The sequence below is a fragment of the Pseudomonas sp. FP2294 genome (genome assembly GCF_030687625.1).
In the GTDB taxonomy this organism is placed as follows: Bacteria; Pseudomonadota; Gammaproteobacteria; order Pseudomonadales; family Pseudomonadaceae; genus Aquipseudomonas; species Aquipseudomonas shahriarae.
Map to the genome: position 1 here is coordinate 344,666 of NZ_CP117441.1, position 16,717 is coordinate 361,382.

Annotated in this window: 14 protein-coding genes; 12 read left to right on the forward strand and 2 right to left on the reverse strand. The window is 62.2% G+C overall.

Annotated features, from left to right (window positions below; genetic code table 11):
* Positions 1-53 precede the first annotated feature (53 nt).
* The 5 genes from PSH73_RS01485 to PSH73_RS01505 all read left to right on the forward strand — a co-directional run bounded on the left by PSH73_RS01485 (position 54) and on the right by PSH73_RS01505 (position 6,676).
* Positions 54-3,125, forward strand: coding sequence for a DUF2339 domain-containing protein (locus PSH73_RS01485; protein WP_305461811.1), 3,072 nt, complete (start codon positions 54-56; stop codon positions 3,123-3,125).
* Positions 3,125-4,462 (forward strand): DUF3999 domain-containing protein, encoded by a 1,338-nt coding sequence (locus PSH73_RS01490; protein WP_128593036.1) that lies wholly within the window; start codon positions 3,125-3,127, stop codon positions 4,460-4,462. Before PSH73_RS01485 ends, PSH73_RS01490 begins: the two co-directional genes overlap by 1 nt.
* 111 nt (positions 4,463-4,573) lie before the next feature.
* Positions 4,574-5,584 carry a class 1 fructose-bisphosphatase gene (locus PSH73_RS01495; RefSeq protein ID WP_057437154.1) on the forward strand — a complete coding sequence of 337 codons (1,011 nt, stop codon included), beginning with the start codon at positions 4,574-4,576 and terminating at the stop codon, positions 5,582-5,584.
* Positions 5,585-5,821: 237 nt separating this feature from the next.
* Positions 5,822-6,076 (forward strand): lipoprotein, encoded by a 255-nt coding sequence (locus PSH73_RS01500; protein WP_038445326.1) that lies wholly within the window; start codon positions 5,822-5,824, stop codon positions 6,074-6,076.
* A 30-nt stretch (positions 6,077-6,106) separates the two neighbouring features.
* Positions 6,107-6,676 carry a lipocalin family protein gene (locus PSH73_RS01505; protein ID WP_032862264.1) on the forward strand — a complete coding sequence of 190 codons (570 nt, stop codon included), beginning with the start codon at positions 6,107-6,109 and terminating at the stop codon, positions 6,674-6,676.
* Positions 6,677-6,724: 48 nt separating this feature from the next.
* Here the strand turns inward: PSH73_RS01505 and PSH73_RS01510 are convergent, their stop codons facing one another.
* Together PSH73_RS01510 and PSH73_RS01515 are read right to left on the reverse strand one after the other, a co-directional pair.
* Entirely contained in the window at positions 6,725-7,033 is a 309-nt protein-coding gene (locus PSH73_RS01510; protein ID WP_057958046.1) for a hypothetical protein, read from the reverse strand.
* 338 nt (positions 7,034-7,371) lie between these two features.
* Complete coding sequence (locus tag PSH73_RS01515; protein WP_057958047.1) at positions 7,372-8,736, reverse strand: formimidoylglutamate deiminase; 1,365 nt, start codon at positions 8,734-8,736, stop codon at positions 7,372-7,374.
* Between the two features lie 78 nt (positions 8,737-8,814).
* Here PSH73_RS01515 and hutC point away from each other — a divergent pair, with 78 nt between their 5' ends.
* From hutC to PSH73_RS01550, 7 genes are all read left to right on the forward strand, one after another.
* A complete protein-coding gene (gene hutC / locus PSH73_RS01520) occupies positions 8,815-9,594 on the forward strand; it encodes a histidine utilization repressor (protein WP_169959940.1) in 780 nt (259 codons plus the stop codon).
* Entirely contained in the window at positions 9,591-10,151 is a 561-nt protein-coding gene (locus tag PSH73_RS01525) for a HutD family protein (RefSeq protein ID WP_305461815.1), read from the forward strand. The genes hutC and PSH73_RS01525 overlap by 4 nt, the downstream gene beginning before the upstream one ends.
* Positions 10,152-10,542: 391 nt before the next feature.
* Positions 10,543-12,228: a urocanate hydratase gene (hutU, locus tag PSH73_RS01530; protein WP_169989252.1), complete on the forward strand. Its 1,686-nt coding sequence runs from the start codon at positions 10,543-10,545 to the stop codon at positions 12,226-12,228.
* A 175-nt stretch (positions 12,229-12,403) separates the two neighbouring features.
* Positions 12,404-13,873 (forward strand): cytosine permease, encoded by a 1,470-nt coding sequence (locus PSH73_RS01535; protein WP_220172649.1) that lies wholly within the window; start codon positions 12,404-12,406, stop codon positions 13,871-13,873.
* Between the two features lie 68 nt (positions 13,874-13,941).
* On the forward strand, positions 13,942-14,910 hold the full coding sequence (locus PSH73_RS01540) for an ABC transporter substrate-binding protein (RefSeq protein ID WP_198791939.1): 969 nt from the start codon (positions 13,942-13,944) through the stop codon (positions 14,908-14,910).
* Between the two features lie 72 nt (positions 14,911-14,982).
* On the forward strand, positions 14,983-15,834 hold the full coding sequence (locus PSH73_RS01545) for a proline/glycine betaine ABC transporter permease (RefSeq protein ID WP_057958051.1): 852 nt from the start codon (positions 14,983-14,985) through the stop codon (positions 15,832-15,834).
* On the forward strand, positions 15,831-16,655 hold the full coding sequence (locus tag PSH73_RS01550) for a glycine betaine/L-proline ABC transporter ATP-binding protein (protein WP_305461818.1): 825 nt from the start codon (positions 15,831-15,833) through the stop codon (positions 16,653-16,655). Before PSH73_RS01545 ends, PSH73_RS01550 begins: the two co-directional genes overlap by 4 nt.
* Positions 16,656-16,717: the final 62 nt, after the last annotated feature.

Genomic DNA, 16,717 nt, shown 5'->3' on the forward strand with positions numbered 1-16,717 from the left:
ACATGGGTTATGCGTCTATATACTGGGTCTCGGTTTGCTTAGGGATTTGGACCATGCAATGGATGTTCATGCTGATTGGCCTGGTGCTCGGCTGGGCGCTGGATGAATCGTTCAGTGATGCAGGCTTCGGTGCACTGCTGGGTTTGGGGATTGGCCAGGCCATTCGCCTGTCGCACCTTGGCAGTGCCCTGAAGGCGCTGGAGCAACGCCTCGCGCTGCTGGAAAAGCCGCCTCAGGTCGAACCGTCCATGGCCGAACCCGCGCCCGCCCCAGAGCTGGTCTGGGAGTTGCCCGCCGAACTGCAATCCACCCCGGCTCCCGAACCGAGCCCGCCGCTGCCGGACGACCTGTGGAAACCGGCCGCCGTTGCCCGCGAAGCTGAACCCGAAATCCCCCGTAGCCCCACCCTGATCGAACGTGCCATCGGCGCCGCGCGCAACTGGCTGCTGGGCGGCAATACCGTGCTGCGGGTCGGCGTGGTGCTGTTGTTCCTCGGCCTGGCATTTTTGCTGCGTTATGCCACCGAAGGCATGGTGGTGCCCATCGAGCTGCGCTACGCCGGTGTCGCTGCCTGTGCCCTGGGCTTGCTGGGCCTGGGGTGGTGGCTGCGCCTGCGCCGGGGCAGTTATGCGCTGATCCTGCAAGGCGCGGGCATCGCCGTGTTGTACCTGACGGTGTTCGCCGCCATGCGCCTGCACCCATTGCTCGATCCGAGCGCGGCACTGGGCCTGTTGGTGGCGGTGACGGTGTTTTCGGCGATCCTGGCGATTACCCAGGACGCCATCGGCCTGGCCTGCGCCGCCGCGCTCGGCGGGTTTGCCGCGCCAATCCTCGCGTCCACCGGCGAGGGCAACCATGTGGCGTTGTTCAGCTACTTCGCCCTGCTCAACGCCGGGATCCTCGCCATCGCCTGGTTCAAGGCCTGGCGCTTGCTCAATGTGATTGGCTTTGCCGGCACCTTCGGTATCGGGTTTGCCTGGGGTATTCGCTCTTACACACCGGAACTGCTGTGGAGTACCGAGCCGTTCCTGATTCTGTTTTTCCTGATGTACCTGGCCATCGGCTTGCTGTTTGCGCGACGCAAACTCCTGGAAACGGCCGACGCCCCGGCCGATGACAGCCGTGCCGCGCTGCTGCGCTGGTCGGCGGCCAAGGGCGATTATGTGGATGGCGGCCTGCTGTTCGGCCCGCCGCTTGTGGCATTTGGCTTGCAGTTCACCCTGGTGCAGCACCTGGCCTTCGCCCCGGCCTTCAGTGCGTTGGCATTGGGCATCATCTATATGGTCCTGGCGCGGGTGCTTAGCGGTGGGCGCACCGTGTTGCTGGCAGAAACCTGCCTGGCCCTGGGTGTGATCTTCGCCAGCCTGGCGATCCCGCTGGGCCTGGACGCGCGCTGGACCGCGGCGGCCTGGGCGGTGGAAGGCGCCGGCATCCTTTGGCTCGGTCTGCGTCAGCAACGCTCGTTGGCGCGGGCGTTTGGCCTGCTGTTGCAGTTGGGCTCGGCGCTGGCGTTTCTCAGTGAGCTGGACGTGGGCGAACACACGCTGCTGGACGGCGCGGCGCTGGGCGCCTTGTTGCTCGGCGTGGCGTTGCTGTTCAGCTTCCAGCAACTGCGCACGGCCGCGCTGGAGCAGACCTCGAAGTGGGAGCGCCAGGGCTTGCCGGTCCTGGCCGGCCTTGGCCTGGGCTTTGTGTACCTGCTGGCGCCGTTGCTGGTGGCCGAGCAGGGCACCGCGATCAGCTGGGCGCTGGCGGGACTGGTGACGGTGTTTGTCGGCGTGTCTATCGCTTCGCGCACCTTCCTGTTCTGCGCGCTCGGCGTGCAGGTGCTGGCGGGGGCTTTGGTCGCGCTGACATCCTGGGGCGGCGGTGAACTGCCGGCGTTCCGGCATATCGGTTTCTGGGCGCCGATGCTGGTCGGGTTGGCCGCATTTGTCGGCGCCTGGCGCTTGCGGGGCAGTGATCGACGACTCAAGTTGCCCCATGTATCCAACGGCCTGCTGGCCTGGGGCGCGGCGTGGTGGGTATTGGCGCTGAACCACGAAGTGCTGCGCTTCACCCCGCCAGAGTTGCAAGCCACCTTCCTGTTGGCGGCGGCTGCGGCCAGTGCAGCGTTGTGGATGTTGTTGGCGTTGCGCTTGCGCTGGGCCGCGCTGGGCACCCTCTGCCTGTTGCTGATGCCGGCGGTGGCGCTGGTGGTATTGGTATCGTTGCATCGCTATTACCACCCGGCGGCCGAATGGGGCTGGCTGGCCTGGCTCGCGGTGTTCGCCGTGCATTTCATCGCGCTGCGTTATTTGGCCGACCTGGCGGCGGCAAAAGCCTTGAGCGTCGCCCACGTGCTGGGCTGCTGGATGCTGATCGGCATGCTGGCCCTGGAATTGCGCTACGGCCTGTTGGTGCTTTCGGTGCAATACAACGCCTGGCGCTGGCTGGGCTGGGCGATTTTCCCAAGCCTGTACCTGATAGCCATTGCTGCGCCGCGCCAGTGGCCGTGGCCGCTATCGGCTTATCCACGCGAATATCGCCTGCTGGCTGCGCTGCCGTTGGCCGCGCTGATGCTGGTGTGGTTCTGGTTGGCGAATATGTTCAGCGACGGCACGGCCAGGCCATTGCCGTATGTGCCGTTGCTCAACCCCTTGGATCTTGGCCTGCTGTTTGCGCTGTTGGGCGTGTACCTGTGGGCGCGCAGCGCGGCGCCGCAAACGGGCGGCCGCACCCCGTGGATTGCCCAGGGCGTTGCCGGGGTCTCGCTGTTTGCCTTCTTCACCGCACTGGTGATGCGCGCGGCGCACCATTGGGGCGGCGTGCCGTTTGATCTGGATGCGTTGCTTGACTCGATGCTGGTGCAGGCCGGGCTGTCGATTGTCTGGACCCTGATTGCCCTGGGCCTGATGATCGGCGGGCACCTGCGCAATCGCCGGGAAGTGTGGCTGGTCGGCGCGGTGCTGATCGGCGTGGTGGTCGCCAAGTTGTTCCTCGTCGAGCTGAGCAACCGTGGCGGGCTGGAGCGGATCGTGTCGTTTATCGGCGTGGGCGGGCTGTTGCTGGTGGTGGGTTATTTCGCTCCGCTGCCGCCCAAACGCAGCGAACCTGAGATTCAAACCCAAGGAGCGTCCTCTTGATCGGCAAACTGAGCATTGCACTGGTGGGCCTGTGCGCCGCGTTATCGGCGTCGGCCGCAGAAGGCCCCGCAGACTTCACCGCCAAAGTGCCGCTGACGGTCAGCGGCGAAGGCCCCTGGTATCGCCTGGAGTTGCCGCTGGCGGTGCAATTGAGCGCCCGTCAGGCCGATCTCAGTGACCTGCGGGTGTTCAACGCGGCGGGCGAGCCCCAGGCATATGCATTAGTGCGGCAGTCGCCCGCAAGCGCAAACAACCTGGCCCGGCTGAAGGGCTTCCCGCTGTATGCCGCCGACAACGCCAGCGACAGTGTGCCCAGCGTGCGCGTGCAATCCAGCGCCACGGGAACCCTGGTGCAGGTGCAGCCGTCCAGCGAGGCGCCGGCCGGCGCGCAGGTGCGACGCGGCTGGCTGCTGGATGCCAGTGCAATCAAGGCGCCGTTGCAAAAGCTGATCCTCGATTGGGCTGCCGAGCATGATGGCTTCCAGCGTTTCAGTATCGAAGCCAGTGACGATTTGCAGCACTGGCGCTCCTGGGGCGGCGGGCAGGTGGCGCGCCTGGCATTTGCCGATGAACGGGTGGAGCAGCGTGAAGTCGCCTTGCCAGGGCAGCCGGCGCGCTACCTGCGCCTGCTATGGCAAGGCCAGGCCGCGCCCGAGTTGACCTCCATTGAAGTGCAGAGCACCAGCAGCCTGCCGTTGTCGCTGGTGTGGTCCGAGCCATTGGCCGGCAGCACCCTGGAGCCTGGGCAGTACAGCTGGCAGTTGCCTGGCGTGTTAAGTGTCGAGCGGGTGCGCGTTGAGTTGCGCCAGCCCAACAGCCTGGCGCCGGTGGGTCTGCAAGGGCGGCAGGACAGCAAGCAGGCATGGCAGCCATTGAGCCGTGGTTTGCTCTATCGGTTGACGCAGGGCGGGCAAGAAGTCACCCAGGATCAATTGCAGCTGCCGGGTTACCCGGTGCGGCAACTCAAGCTGGACGTAGACGAGCGGGGCGGTGGCCTGGGCGCGCAGGCGCCGGCGTTGAGTTTTGCTGTGCGGGCCACGCAAGTGGTGTTCCTGGCGCGGGGCGAACAGCCGTTTACCCTGGCGCTGGGCAACCCGTCGGCCAAGGCTGCGAACCTGCCGTTGACGACCCTGATTCCCGACTACCAACCCCAGCGCCTCGCGGCTCTGGGCCAGGCTCGGGTCGATGGCGAATGGCACGCCAACCCGCCAGCCGCGCCAAATGTCGCAGGTATCAACTGGCAGACAATCGGCCTGTGGGCCGTATTGCTGCTGGGCGTAGCGGCACTTGGGGCGATGGCCTACAACCTGTTGCGCAAGCCGCCTACCAGGCCCTGAGCCGGGGCCTACATGAACTCTGTCAGGGTTATCTCGTCTGATAGGAGGAAATGCGCCCCGACTCGCGCTAAACTGCGCGGGTTTTTAGCCCCCCATTCTCCGGAGCCGTCCATGTCCCGCGTTACCCTGAGTCGCTATTTGATTGAGCAGACCCGCAGCAACAACACCCCTGCCGATCTGCGCTTCCTGATCGAAGTGGTGGCGCGTGCTTGCAAGGAAATCAGCCACGCCGTGTCCAAAGGCGCGCTGGGCGGCGTCCTGGGCAGCATGGGCACTGAAAACGTGCAAGGCGAAGTGCAGAAGAAACTCGACGTGATTTCCAACGAAATCCTGCTCGAAGCCAACGAATGGGGCGGTCACCTGGCCGGCATGGCGTCCGAAGAAATGGACAATGCCTATCAGATCCCGGGCAAATACCCTAAAGGCGCGTACCTGCTGGTATTCGACCCGCTGGACGGCTCGTCGAACATCGACATCAACGCGCCAGTCGGTACCATCTTCTCGGTACTGCGTTGCCCTAATGAATACCTGAGCCAGAACGAAGCGCTGAACGAAAAGGCCTTCCTGCAGCCAGGCACCGAGCAGGTTGCTGCCGGCTATGCGATCTACGGCCCACAGACCATGCTGGTGCTGACCCTGGGTGATGGCGTCAAGGGCTTTACCCTGGACCGCGAAATGGGCAGCTTTGTGCTGACTCACGAAGACATCTCCATTCCTGCCTCGACCCAGGAATTCGCGATCAACATGTCCAACCAGCGCCACTGGGAAGAACCGGTCAAGCGCTACGTCAACGAGTTGATGGAAGGCGAAGAAGGCCCGCTGAAGAAAAACTTCAACATGCGCTGGGTGGCCGCGATGGTTGCCGACGTACACCGCATCCTGACCCGTGGCGGTCTGTTCATGTACCCACGCGACAGCCGCGAGCCGTCCAAGCCAGGCAAACTGCGCCTGATGTACGAAGCCAACCCGATGTCGTTCCTGGTTGAGCAGGCGGGCGGTGCGTCGACTGACGGCCACCAGCGCATCCTCGACATCCAGCCTGAAGGCCTGCACCAGCGTGTGGCGGTGTTCCTGGGGTCCAAGGAAGAAGTGGCGCGTGTGACGGGTTACCACAAGGCCTAAGGCCTTCTGTAGGAGCAGGCTTGCTCGCGAAGTATTCCCGGCGCAGCGCTGCGTTGGCTGGATGTTTTTCGCGAGCCAGCTCGCCTTTACAATGAATCATGCGCCAGACCAAGGCCCCGAAACGTTTCAGCGATTCGGGGCTTTTTTTGTTTTTGCCTTGCGGGAACCAGACCCCCCTTTTCCCTTCTAAGCTTCTGGCAGACCCCCACTGCTGCGTGTCCCTCCAGGAGCTCTACCATGTCGTTACGCCGTCTCGCCCTCTTGTGCTTTTGCGTGCTGTTGGCCGCTTGCAGCAAGGTCACCCAGGAAAATTACCAGAAGCTCTCGGCTGGCATGGCCAAGGCCGAGGTGGAGTCGCTGTTGGGTAAGCCCACCGATTGTTCTGGCGCACTGGGCATGTCCAGTTGCACCTGGGGCGATAAAAACAGCTTTATCAGCGTGCAGTACGCCGGTGACAAAGTTCTGATGTTTTCCGGGCAAGGCCTGAAGTAAACCGGGGCGCAAGCCTGCGGGAGAAGAAGAATGATGCGTTTTGTTTTATACCTTTGCGCCAGCCTGTTTTTGGCAGGCTGCGCCAGCCATTCTGGCGATGATCTGCAACCCAAGACTGTCGGCAGCGTCAACCTCAAGCGTTACCAGGGCACCTGGTACGAACTGGCCCGCCTGCCCATGTACTTCCAGCGCAACTGCGCGCAATCCGAGGCCCGTTACTCCCTGCTACCCGATGGCGACATGTCAGTGTTCAATCGCTGCCTGACCACCGAGTGGAAGTGGGAAGAAGCCAAGGGCACGGCCACGCCGCAGGTCCCGGGCAAGACCGACAAGCTGTGGGTCGAATTCAATAACTGGTTCACCGCGTTGCTACCGGGCGTGGCCAAGGGCGATTACTGGGTGTTGTACGTCAGCGATGACTACAAGACCGCCATCGTCGGCAGCCCGAGCCGGCGCTATATGTGGCTGTTGTCACGCACGCCGACCGTCAGTGCCGACACCCGCGAAGACCTGCTGAGCAGGGCGCGCCAGCAGGGTTACGACACCACACGTTTGATCTGGCGTACGTCGGACAAGCAGATGGCCAAGACCTCGCAGTAATGCGAAACAAAGGGCGGGTTTTTTAATAAACCCGCCCTTTTTTTGCCCTCAGGTTCTGGCCGTGGCGGGGTGCAGGTGTGCAATGGATCGATCAACCGTGGTCTTGGCGATCTCCAGTAAATGCCACACCGCCAACACCTTTGCCCGTTCGGGGCTTTGCAGCATCTCTCCACAATCGAGCGCCGTCGCTGACGCACTGTCCAGCAGGCTGGCGGTGTAGAGCAGGGCGTCTTCGAAGCTCAAATCGTCGCGGGCACTGTGAGCATCTTGGGTCGGCAGGTAGTGGTCGATGGCGCGGTTGAAGGCGGCGCGGTCTTTGGCGGGGTCGCTGGGTGGGTCGGGGACAATTTTATGCATGGTGAAGCTCCTTGTGAGAGTCGGAGCCGGTCCGTCGCGACTAAACGAAGGGTGGCGGCTGTACGCAGGTTAGTCGACCGGCCACAAGGAATCCGGCGCACCCGAGGGTGCCCTGCGCACAGCCGCCATAAAACTTCATGTGACCATGCGCCTTGTGATGTGCCGGGCGACTAAACCCGATCACTGATGAGCAGTGACAGACCGCAGGCTAGCCATCGAATCCAACAGGCACAAGGCGGCAGGGATTGTCTCGGAAACGTCCTGCAATTTAAAGGGACACGCCTTGCTGGCCCTTTACAAACCATGACCAACACTCCCACATGGGTTATGGGTTGTTCTTAAGACAACAAGTCTCTCAGGACTTGCGCGAAGGCCCGGCTGCTCTCTTCCTCGCCCGCATGATGCCCATCGCGCACCACCCACTGGCCGTTGACCAACACATCACGCACCTGCCGATCACCCCCGGCAAACAGCCAGCGGTTGAGAATCCCGTCTGCACTGGCCGTCGCCAGGTACGGATCATTGCCGTCCAGCACCAGCCAGTCCGCACGCTTGCCGACTTCCAGGCGACCAATCGGTTGCCCCAGCGCCTGGGCGCCGCCGTCGAGGGCTGCGTCATACAGGGTGCGGCCGACCATCGGTTGATCGCTGCGATACAGGCGGTTGCGCCGCTGGTCGCGCAGGCGCTGGCCGTATTCCAGCCAGCGCAGTTCTTCAACCACGCTCAATGACACATGGCTGTCCGAACCAATCCCCATGCGCCCGCCCTGGGCCAGGAAATCCACCGCTGGGAAAATCCCGTCGCCCAGGTTGGCCTCAGTGGTCAGGCACAGCCCGGCAATCGCCCGGCTGTTGGCCATCAATGTCACTTCGTCGGAGTTGGCGTGGGTGGCGTGCACCAGGCACCAGCGCTGGTCGACGTTCACATGGTCATACAGCCATTGCAGCGGGCGTTTGCCGCTCCAGGCCAGGCAGTCATCGACTTCCTTTTGCTGTTCGGCGATGTGGATATGCACCGGGCAGCTCTTATCGCTGGCGGCCAATACCGCGCTGATCTGTTGCGGAGTGACTGCGCGCAATGAGTGGAAACACAGGCCCAGTTGCTGCGCCGGTTGCGCGGCCAGGATCGGTTGCAGGCGCGCTTGCAGGTTCAGGTAGTTATCGGTGCTGTTGATAAAGCGGCGCTGGCCGTCGTTCGGCGCCTGGCCGCCAAAGCCCGAGTGGCTGTAGAGCACTGGCAGCAAGGTCAGGCCGATCCCGCTGCTGGCTGCCGCCTGGCTGATCTGGCGCGACAGTTCGGTGGGGTCGGCGTAAGGCTGGCCGCTGATGTCGTGATGCACATAGTGGAACTCGGCGACCGAGGTGTAGCCGGCCTTGAGCATCTCGATATACAGCTGGCGGGCGATGACCTGCAATTGCTCGGGGCTGATCTGGCCGACCATGCGGTACATCAGGTCGCGCCAGGTCCAGAAACTGTCATTGGGGTTGCCGGCGACCTCCGCCAGCCCCGCCATGGCCCGTTGAAACGCGTGGGAATGCAGGTTCGGCATGCCCGGTAACAACGGGCCTCTCAGCCGCTCGGCGCCGTCTGCACTGGCATTGGCCGTCACGTTGGTCAGCAGGCCATCGGCGCTGACTTCAAGCCGTACATCAGTGGCCCATCCATTAGGCAGCAGCGCGCGTTCGGCAAAGAAAGCGGACATGATCAAGGCACCCCGGTCGTGTGTTTATTTGTATATACATATACAGACGTTTGCCTGCTCGGTAAACTCCGGCAATCTATGCATCTTTTCCCCCTGCAAGGATTCCCCGTGCCGACTCCGCCCGCCAAGTCCCCGCTGGCTGCCCACATGGACGAAAGTCCGGCGCCCTTGTATGCCCGCGTCAAGCAGATGATCAGCCAGCAGATTCTCAACGGCAACTGGCCGCCGCACTATCGCGTGCCGTCGGAAAGCGAGTTGGTCAACCAACTGGGCTTTAGCCGCATGACCATCAACCGGGCCCTGCGGGAGCTGACCGCCGAAGGTCTGCTGGTGCGCATGCAAGGCGTCGGCACTTTTGTCGCCGAGCCCAAGAGCCAGTCGGCGCTGTTCGAGGTGCATAACATCGCCGATGAGATCGCCTCCCGTGGCCATCGCCACACCTGCAAGGTGATTACCCTGGGCGAAGAAGCCGCCGGTTCCGAGCGCGCCGTGGCCCTGGAAATGCGTGAAGGCGGGCGGGTGTTCCACTCGCTGATCGTGCACTACGAAAACGATATCCCGGTGCAAATCGAAGACCGTTTCGTCAACGCGTTGGTGGCACCGGAATACCTGCAACAGGATTTCACCCAGCAAACCCCTTACGCCTATCTCAACCAGGTGGCGCCGCTGACCGAGGGCGAGCATGTGGTGGAAGCGATCCTGGCCGACCCGCAGGAATGCAAGCTGCTGCAGATCGAGACCGGCGAGCCGTGCTTGCTGATTCGCCGGCGTACCTGGTCCGGGCGCCAGCCGGTGACTGCCGCACGCCTGATCCACCCCGGTTCCCGCCATAGCCTCGAAGGACGTTTCAGCAAATGAGTGCAGTCAAGGTCTGGCGTGCTGCCGATTACGTACGCATACCGTGGAAAAACGGCGGCGGCAGCACCGAAGAAATCACCCGTGATGCCGGCCACGGCCTGGAAGGTTTTGGCTGGCGCCTGTCGATTGCCGATATCGGGGAGTCGGGCGGCTTTTCCACGTTTGCCGGGTATCAACGGGTCATCACCGTGATTCAGGGTGCGGGCATGGTGCTGACCGTGGACGGTGAAGAGCAGCGCGGATTGTTACCGCTGCAACCGTTCGCCTTCAAGGGTGAAAGCCAGGTGGTGTGCCGCCTGATCACCGGGCCGATTCGCGACTTCAACCTGATCTACTCGCCCCAGCGTTACCACGCACGTTTGCAGTGGGTGGATGGGGTGCAGCAGTTTTTCAGTACCGCGCACACCGTGCTGGTGTTCAGTGTGGCTGATGAGGTGAAGGTGCTGGGCGAAGTGCTGGGTCATCATGATTGTTTGCAGGTGGACGGTAACAGTGGCTTGCTGGATATCAGCGTGACAGGCCGCTGCTGCCTGATCGAACTGACCGCACGCGATTAAACCTGTGGGAGCTGGCTTGCCTGCGATTGCGGTGTGTCAGACAAGTGGCTATCGCAGGCAAGCCAGCTCCACATGGGTTATGGAGAGGCTGCACAATCTGTTTCCAGGCCCGCACCAAGTTGTTACCGAATGCCCCAGCATGGCGCAATGCCCTGCCTTTGTAGCAATCCTCCAGCGGTTCAAGTCACCCCTTTCAGAAATTTCATAAAGCCTTCAAGCCTTTATTTCCAAGGCTTACACGCGCCTCGGCAATAAATCTTCAGCACGGACTTCCCAAGTTGGCAGTCAGATTGCATATGCTTGTATGTACAAGTAAAGGTGTGTGCATAAGAGTCGCTAAACATCCTCTTCGCACCATCGTGTTCGCGCATCGATTGCTGAGGAGTTTTTTGTGACTGACTTTTCCCAGAACAAGCCTACCAAGTACCGCGACGTTGAAGTCCGCGCCGCCCGTGGCAACACGCTCACCGCCAAAAGCTGGCTGACTGAAGCGCCGCTGCGCATGCTGATGAACAACCTCGACCCGCAAGTGGCCGAGAACCCGAAAGAGTTGGTGGTGTACGGCGGTATCGGCCGTGCGGCGCGTAACTGGGAATGCTACGACCAGATCGTCGAAAGCCTGACCAACCTGAACGACGACGAAACCCTGCTGGTGCAATCCGGCAAGCCGGTCGGCGTGTTCAAGACCCACAGCAATGCCCCGCGTGTGCTGATCGCCAACTCCAATCTGGTGCCGCACTGGGCCAGTTGGGAGCATTTCAACGAACTGGATGCCAAGGGCCTGGCCATGTACGGCCAGATGACTGCCGGCAGCTGGATCTACATCGGCAGCCAGGGCATCGTCCAGGGCACCTACGAAACCTTCGTTGAGGCCGGTCGCCAACATTACGACAGCAACCTCAAAGGCCGTTGGGTGCTCACTGCCGGCCTCGGCGGCATGGGCGGCGCCCAACCGCTGGCCGCGACCCTGGCCGGCGCGTGCTCGCTGAACATTGAATGCCAGCAGGTCAGTATCGACTTCCGCTTGAACAGCCGTTATGTCGACGAACAAGCCAGCGACCTCGACGACGCCCTGGCGCGCATCGCCAAATACACCAAGGAAGGCAAGGCCATCTCCATCGCCCTGCTGGGCAACGCTGCCGAAATCCTCCCGGAACTGGTCAAGCGCGGCGTGCGCCCGGATATGGTCACCGACCAGACCAGCGCCCACGACCCACTCAATGGTTACCTGCCAGCCGGCTGGACCTGGGAGCAGTACCGCGCCCGTGCCAAGACCGAACCGGCTGCCGTGATCAAGGCCGCCAAGCAGTCGATGGCCGTACACGTCAAGGCGATGCTGGACTTCCAGAAGATGGGCGTACCGACCTTCGACTACGGCAACAACATCCGTCAGATGGCGCAGGAAGAAGGCGTGGAAAATGCCTTCGACTTCCCAGGCTTTGTACCGGCCTACATCCGCCCGCTGTTCTGCCGTGGCATCGGCCCGTTCCGTTGGGCGGCACTGTCGGGCGACCCGCAGGACATCTACAAGACCGACGCCAAGGTCAAAGAGCTGATCCCCGACGACGCCCACCTGCACAACTGGCTGGACATGGCCCGCGAGCGCATCAGCTTCCAGGGCCTGCCGGCACGCATCTGCTGGGTTGGTCTGGGCCAACGCGCCAAGCTCGGCCTGGCATTCAACGAAATGGTACGCAGCGGCGAACTGTCGGCGCCGGTGGTGATCGGCCGTGACCACCTGGACTCCGGCTCGGTGGCCAGCCCCAACCGCGAAACCGAATCCATGCAGGACGGTTCCGATGCCGTGTCCGACTGGCCGCTGCTCAACGCCCTGCTCAACACCGCCAGCGGCGCGACCTGGGTTTCGCTGCACCACGGTGGCGGCGTGGGCATGGGCTTCTCCCAGCACTCCGGCATGGTCATCGTCTGCGACGGTACCGACGAAGCCGCCGAGCGTATTGCCCGCGTGCTGCACAACGACCCGGCCACCGGGGTGATGCGTCATGCTGATGCGGGTTATCAGATCGCGATTGATTGCGCCAAGGAGCAGGGCCTGAACCTGCCAATGATCAAGTAACGCCTGGCTCGGTTCCTGTGGGAGCTGGCTTGCCTGCGATGCGGGCGACTGGGTCTGTCAGGCAGACCACAGTGATGCAATCGCAGGCAAGCCAGCTCCCACATTTGACCTGCTGTGTATTTGAAACATGTTTGAGCCGCACCACCGAAAACAATCCATTAGAGGTTGAACACCCATGGCTGCAAAAGACGCGCGTGCAAGCTCCACCCCGTTGATCGAAAGGCGTTCGATCGACTACATCCCGGAAGCGGAAAGACACGGTCGTCTATTGAGCCAGTTCACCCTGTGGATGGGCGCCAACCTGCAAATCACCGCGATTGTCACCGGGGCCCTGGCCGTGGTGCTGGGCGGTGATGTGTTCTGGTCGTTGATCGGTCTGTTGATCGGTCAACTGCTGGGCGGCGGCGTGATGGCGTTGCATGCGGCGCAAGGGCCCAGGCTTGGCCTGCCGCAGATGATTTCCAGCCGGGTGCAGTTCGGTGTGTATGGCGCAGCCATCCCGATTGTGCTGGTGTGTTTGATGTACCTCGGTTTCACCGCCACCGGGACCGTGCTGTCCGGCCAGGCGCTGGGCCAGTTGTTTGGGGTCAGCGACAGCGTTGGCATTCTGATTTTCGCCAGTGTCATCGTGCTGGTCACGGTGCTCGGTTACCGGGTGATCCATTTCATCGGCCGTGTCGCCAGCGTCATTGGGGTGATTGCCTTTGTCTACCTGTTCAGCCGTCTGATGAGCCAGACCGACGTTGGCGCGCTCCTGAAAATCCGTCACTTCAGCTGGAGCAGCTTCCTGCTCGCGGTGTCGCTCGCGGCCTCCTGGCAAATCGCCTTTGGGCCTTATGTGGCTGACTATTCCCGCTACCTGCCGCGCAACACATCCTCGGTGAAAACCTTTCTGGCCGCAGGCGCAGGTTCGGTCATTGGCGCCCAGGTGGCGATGATCCTCGGCGTGTTTGCCGCTGCGATGTCCAATGGGCAATTTGCCGGTAACGAAGTGGCCTACATCGTAGGTCTGGGCGGCACGGGGGCCACGGCGGCATTGCTGTACTTCAGCATCGCATTCGGCAAGGTCACCATCTCCACGCTGAACTCCTACGGCAGCTTTATGTGCATTGCGACCATCGTCAGCGGCTTTCGTGGGCGCATGGAGGTCACGCGCCTGCAGCGCCTGGTTTTCGTGCTGCTGATCGTCGGTGCGGCGACCCTGATCGCGTTGCTCGGCCAGCACTCGTTCCTCAGTGCGTTCAAGTCCTTCATCCTGTTTTTGCTGGCGTTCTTTACACCCTGGAGCGCGATCAACCTGGTGGACTACTACTGCATCACCCGCGACCGCTATGACGTGCCGGCACTGGCCGATCCGAACGGTCGCTACGGCCGCTGGAACCTGCTGGGTATCAGCGTCTACGTGTTCGGGGTGCTGGTGCAGTTGCCGTTCATCGCCACCAAGTTCTACACCGGCCCCCTGGTGGCCAGCCTGGGCGGGGTGGATATTTCCTGGATCATCGGCCTGGTACTGCCCGCCGCCCTGTATTACGTGTGTGCAAAAAAATGGCACGGCGCAATGCCTGAACGACTGATTTTGCCGATAGAGCAGGGCGCTACAGCTATAGCTACCCCTAAAAACAACGGGCTGATTACACAAGCCTGATGGGACGTGGACAAGGCAGGATGCCTTTTGACTGCCGTAATCCATTTCATGATTGGGAGCGTCACATAATGAGAATGCATAAGATCCTGCTGACCCCATTGCTCGCCGCCGGCCTGTTGGCCAGTGCTGGCGCCACCCAGGCGGCCGGTTGGTGCGAGTCGGGCAAACCGGTGAAGTTCGCCGGCCTGAACTGGGAAAGCGGCATGTTGCTGACCGACGTCCTGCAAGTGGTCCTGGAAAAAGGCTACGACTGCAAAACCGATAGCCTGCCGGGCAATTCCATCACCATGGAAAACGCCCTGGGCAGCAACGATATCCAGATCTTCGCCGAAGAGTGGGTTGGCCGTAGCGAAGTGTGGAACAAGGCCGAGAAGGCCGGCAAGGTCGTGGGTGTCGGCGCCCCTGTGGTCGGTGCGGTTGAAGGCTGGTACGTGCCGCGCTATGTGATCGAAGGCGACGCCAAGCGCAAACTCGAAGCCAAGGCCCCGGACCTGAAAAACATCGCCGACCTGGCCAAGTATTCTGCGGTGTTCAAGGACCAGGAAGAGCCCGCCAAAGGCCGCTTCTACAACTGCCCGGCCGGCTGGACCTGCGAGCTGGACAACAGCGAAATGCTCAAGAGCTATGGCCTGGAAAGTTCCTACACCAACTTCCGCCCTGGCACTGGCCCGGCGCTCGATGCGGCGGTGCTGTCGAGCTACAAGCGTGGCGAGCCGATCCTGTTCTACTACTGGTCGCCGACGCCGCTGATGGGCCAGGTGGACCTGGTCAAACTCGACGAAAAACCCGGTGTGGATAAACGCGTGACCATCAAGGTCGGCCTGTCCAAGACTTTCTACGAGCAGGCCCCGGAACTGGTGGCGGTGCTGGAGAAGGTCAACCTGCCCATAGACCTGCTCAACCAGAACCTGGCGCGCATGAGCAAAGAGCGCATTGACTCGGCGAAGCTGGCGAAGATCTTCCTCAAGGAGCACCCGCAGGTTTGGCACGCCTGGGTCAGTGAAGACGCAGCCAAGAAAATCGACGCGGCCTTGTAGGCCCAGTGCCCCCGGCTACCCTGAACAGGCAGCCGGGCACCCGGCCACACTCCACTGGATCGAGAGCACGTTATGTTTCCTGAGAGTTTTACGTTTTCCATCGCCGACTGGGTCAACGGTTGGGTCGATGCACTGGTGACCAATTACGGCGATGTGTTCCGGCAGATCTCCGACACCTTGCTGTGGGCCATCGTCAACCTGGAGGGCCTGCTACGCGCGGCACCCTGGTGGCTGATGCTGGCGATAGTCGGCGGCATTGCCTGGCACGCCACCCGCAAGGTGCTGACCACGGCGGTGATCGTCGGCCTGTTGTTCCTGGTGGGAGCGGTCGGCCTGTGGGACAAGCTGATGCAGACCCTGGCGCTGATGATGGTGGCCACGGTGATCTCGGTGCTGATCGGCATTCCCCTGGGCATTCTCTCGGCGCGCAGCAATCGCCTGCGCTCGGTGTTGATGCCGCTGCTGGACATCATGCAGACCATGCCCAGCTTCGTGTACCTGATCCCGGTATTGATGCTGTTTGGCCTGGGCAAGGTGCCGGCGATTTTCGCCACGGTGATCTACGCCGCGCCGCCACTGATTCGCCTGACCGACCTGGGCATTCGCCAGGTGGACCGGGAAGTGATGGAAGCCATCAATGCCTTCGGCGCCAACCGCTGGCAGCAACTGTTTGGCGTGCAACTGCCGCTGGCCCTGCCGAGCATCATGGCCGGGATCAACCAGACCACCATGATGGCCCTGTCGATGGTGGTGATCGCCTCGATGATCGGCGCCCGTGGCTTGGGTGAGGACGTATTGGTGGGCATCCAGACCCTTAACGTCGGGCGCGGCCTGGAGGCTGGCCTGGCGATTGTGATTCTCGCAGTGGTCATCGACCGCATTACCCAGGCCTATGGTCGTCCACGGCATGAGGCGAGCAAATGACTACTGTCAGCAAGATCGAAGTGAAAAACGTATTCAAGATTTTCGGTGCGCGTGAGCAGGAAGCCCTGGCGCTTATTGGCCAAGGCCAGACCAAGGACCAGGTGCTGGCACAGACCGGTTGTGTGGTGGGCGTGAATGACCTGTCCCTGAGCATCGATACCGGCGAGATCTTTGTGATCATGGGTCTGTCGGGTTCCGGCAAGTCCACCCTGGTGCGCCACTTCAACCGCCTGATCGACCCCACCAGCGGCGCGATCCTGGTGGACGGCGAAGACATCCTGCAACTGGATATGGAAGCCCTGCGCCAGTTCCGCCGGCACAAGATCAGCATGGTGTTCCAGAGCTTCGGCCTGCTGCCCCACAAGAGCGTGCTGGACAACGTCGCCTATGGCCTGAAAGTGCGCGGTGAAACCAAGCAAGTGTGCACCGAGCGTGCATTGCACTGGATCGAAACCGTGGGCCTGAAGGGCTACGAAAACAAATACCCGCACCAGTTGTCGGGCGGCATGCGCCAGCGCGTGGGCCTGGCCCGGGCCCTGGCGGCCGACACCGACATCATCCTGATGGACGAGGCGTTCAGCGCCCTTGACCCACTGATCCGCGCCGAGATGCAGGACCAGTTGCTGGAGCTGCAAAAGACCCTGCACAAGACCATCGTGTTTATCACCCACGACCTGGATGAGGCCGTGCGCATCGGTAACCGCATCGCGATCCTCAAGGACGGCAAGCTGATCCAGGTCGGCACGCCGCGGGAGATCTTGCATTCGCCGGCGGATGAGTATGTGGACCGGTTTGTTCAGCGGCGGGCGGCGGTGGTCTGAGCCGGGGTTTGTGGTGAGTCGGCTGGCCTCTTCGCGAGCAAGCCCGCTCCCACAGGGGAACG

What these genes read in the sequence shown, in the direction of transcription:
- PSH73_RS01510 (WP_057958046.1), bottom strand. Translation starts at nt 7,033, where the DNA reads ATGCATAAAATTGTCCCCGACCCACCCAGCGACCCCGCCAAAGACCGC.
- PSH73_RS01525 (WP_305461815.1), top strand. Translation starts at nt 9,591, where the DNA reads ATGAGTGCAGTCAAGGTCTGGCGTGCTGCCGATTACGTACGCATACCG.
- PSH73_RS01485 (WP_305461811.1), top strand. Translation starts at nt 54, where the DNA reads ATGCAATGGATGTTCATGCTGATTGGCCTGGTGCTCGGCTGGGCGCTG.
- PSH73_RS01545 (WP_057958051.1), top strand. Translation starts at nt 14,983, where the DNA reads ATGTTTCCTGAGAGTTTTACGTTTTCCATCGCCGACTGGGTCAACGGT.
- PSH73_RS01500 (WP_038445326.1), top strand. Translation starts at nt 5,822, where the DNA reads ATGTCGTTACGCCGTCTCGCCCTCTTGTGCTTTTGCGTGCTGTTGGCC.
- PSH73_RS01535 (WP_220172649.1), top strand. Translation starts at nt 12,404, where the DNA reads ATGGCTGCAAAAGACGCGCGTGCAAGCTCCACCCCGTTGATCGAAAGG.
- hutC (WP_169959940.1), top strand. Translation starts at nt 8,815, where the DNA reads ATGCATCTTTTCCCCCTGCAAGGATTCCCCGTGCCGACTCCGCCCGCC.
- PSH73_RS01540 (WP_198791939.1), top strand. Translation starts at nt 13,942, where the DNA reads ATGAGAATGCATAAGATCCTGCTGACCCCATTGCTCGCCGCCGGCCTG.
- PSH73_RS01505 (WP_032862264.1), top strand. Translation starts at nt 6,107, where the DNA reads ATGATGCGTTTTGTTTTATACCTTTGCGCCAGCCTGTTTTTGGCAGGC.
- PSH73_RS01495 (WP_057437154.1), top strand. Translation starts at nt 4,574, where the DNA reads ATGTCCCGCGTTACCCTGAGTCGCTATTTGATTGAGCAGACCCGCAGC.
- PSH73_RS01550 (WP_305461818.1), top strand. Translation starts at nt 15,831, where the DNA reads ATGACTACTGTCAGCAAGATCGAAGTGAAAAACGTATTCAAGATTTTC.
- PSH73_RS01515 (WP_057958047.1), bottom strand. Translation starts at nt 8,736, where the DNA reads ATGTCCGCTTTCTTTGCCGAACGCGCGCTGCTGCCTAATGGATGGGCC.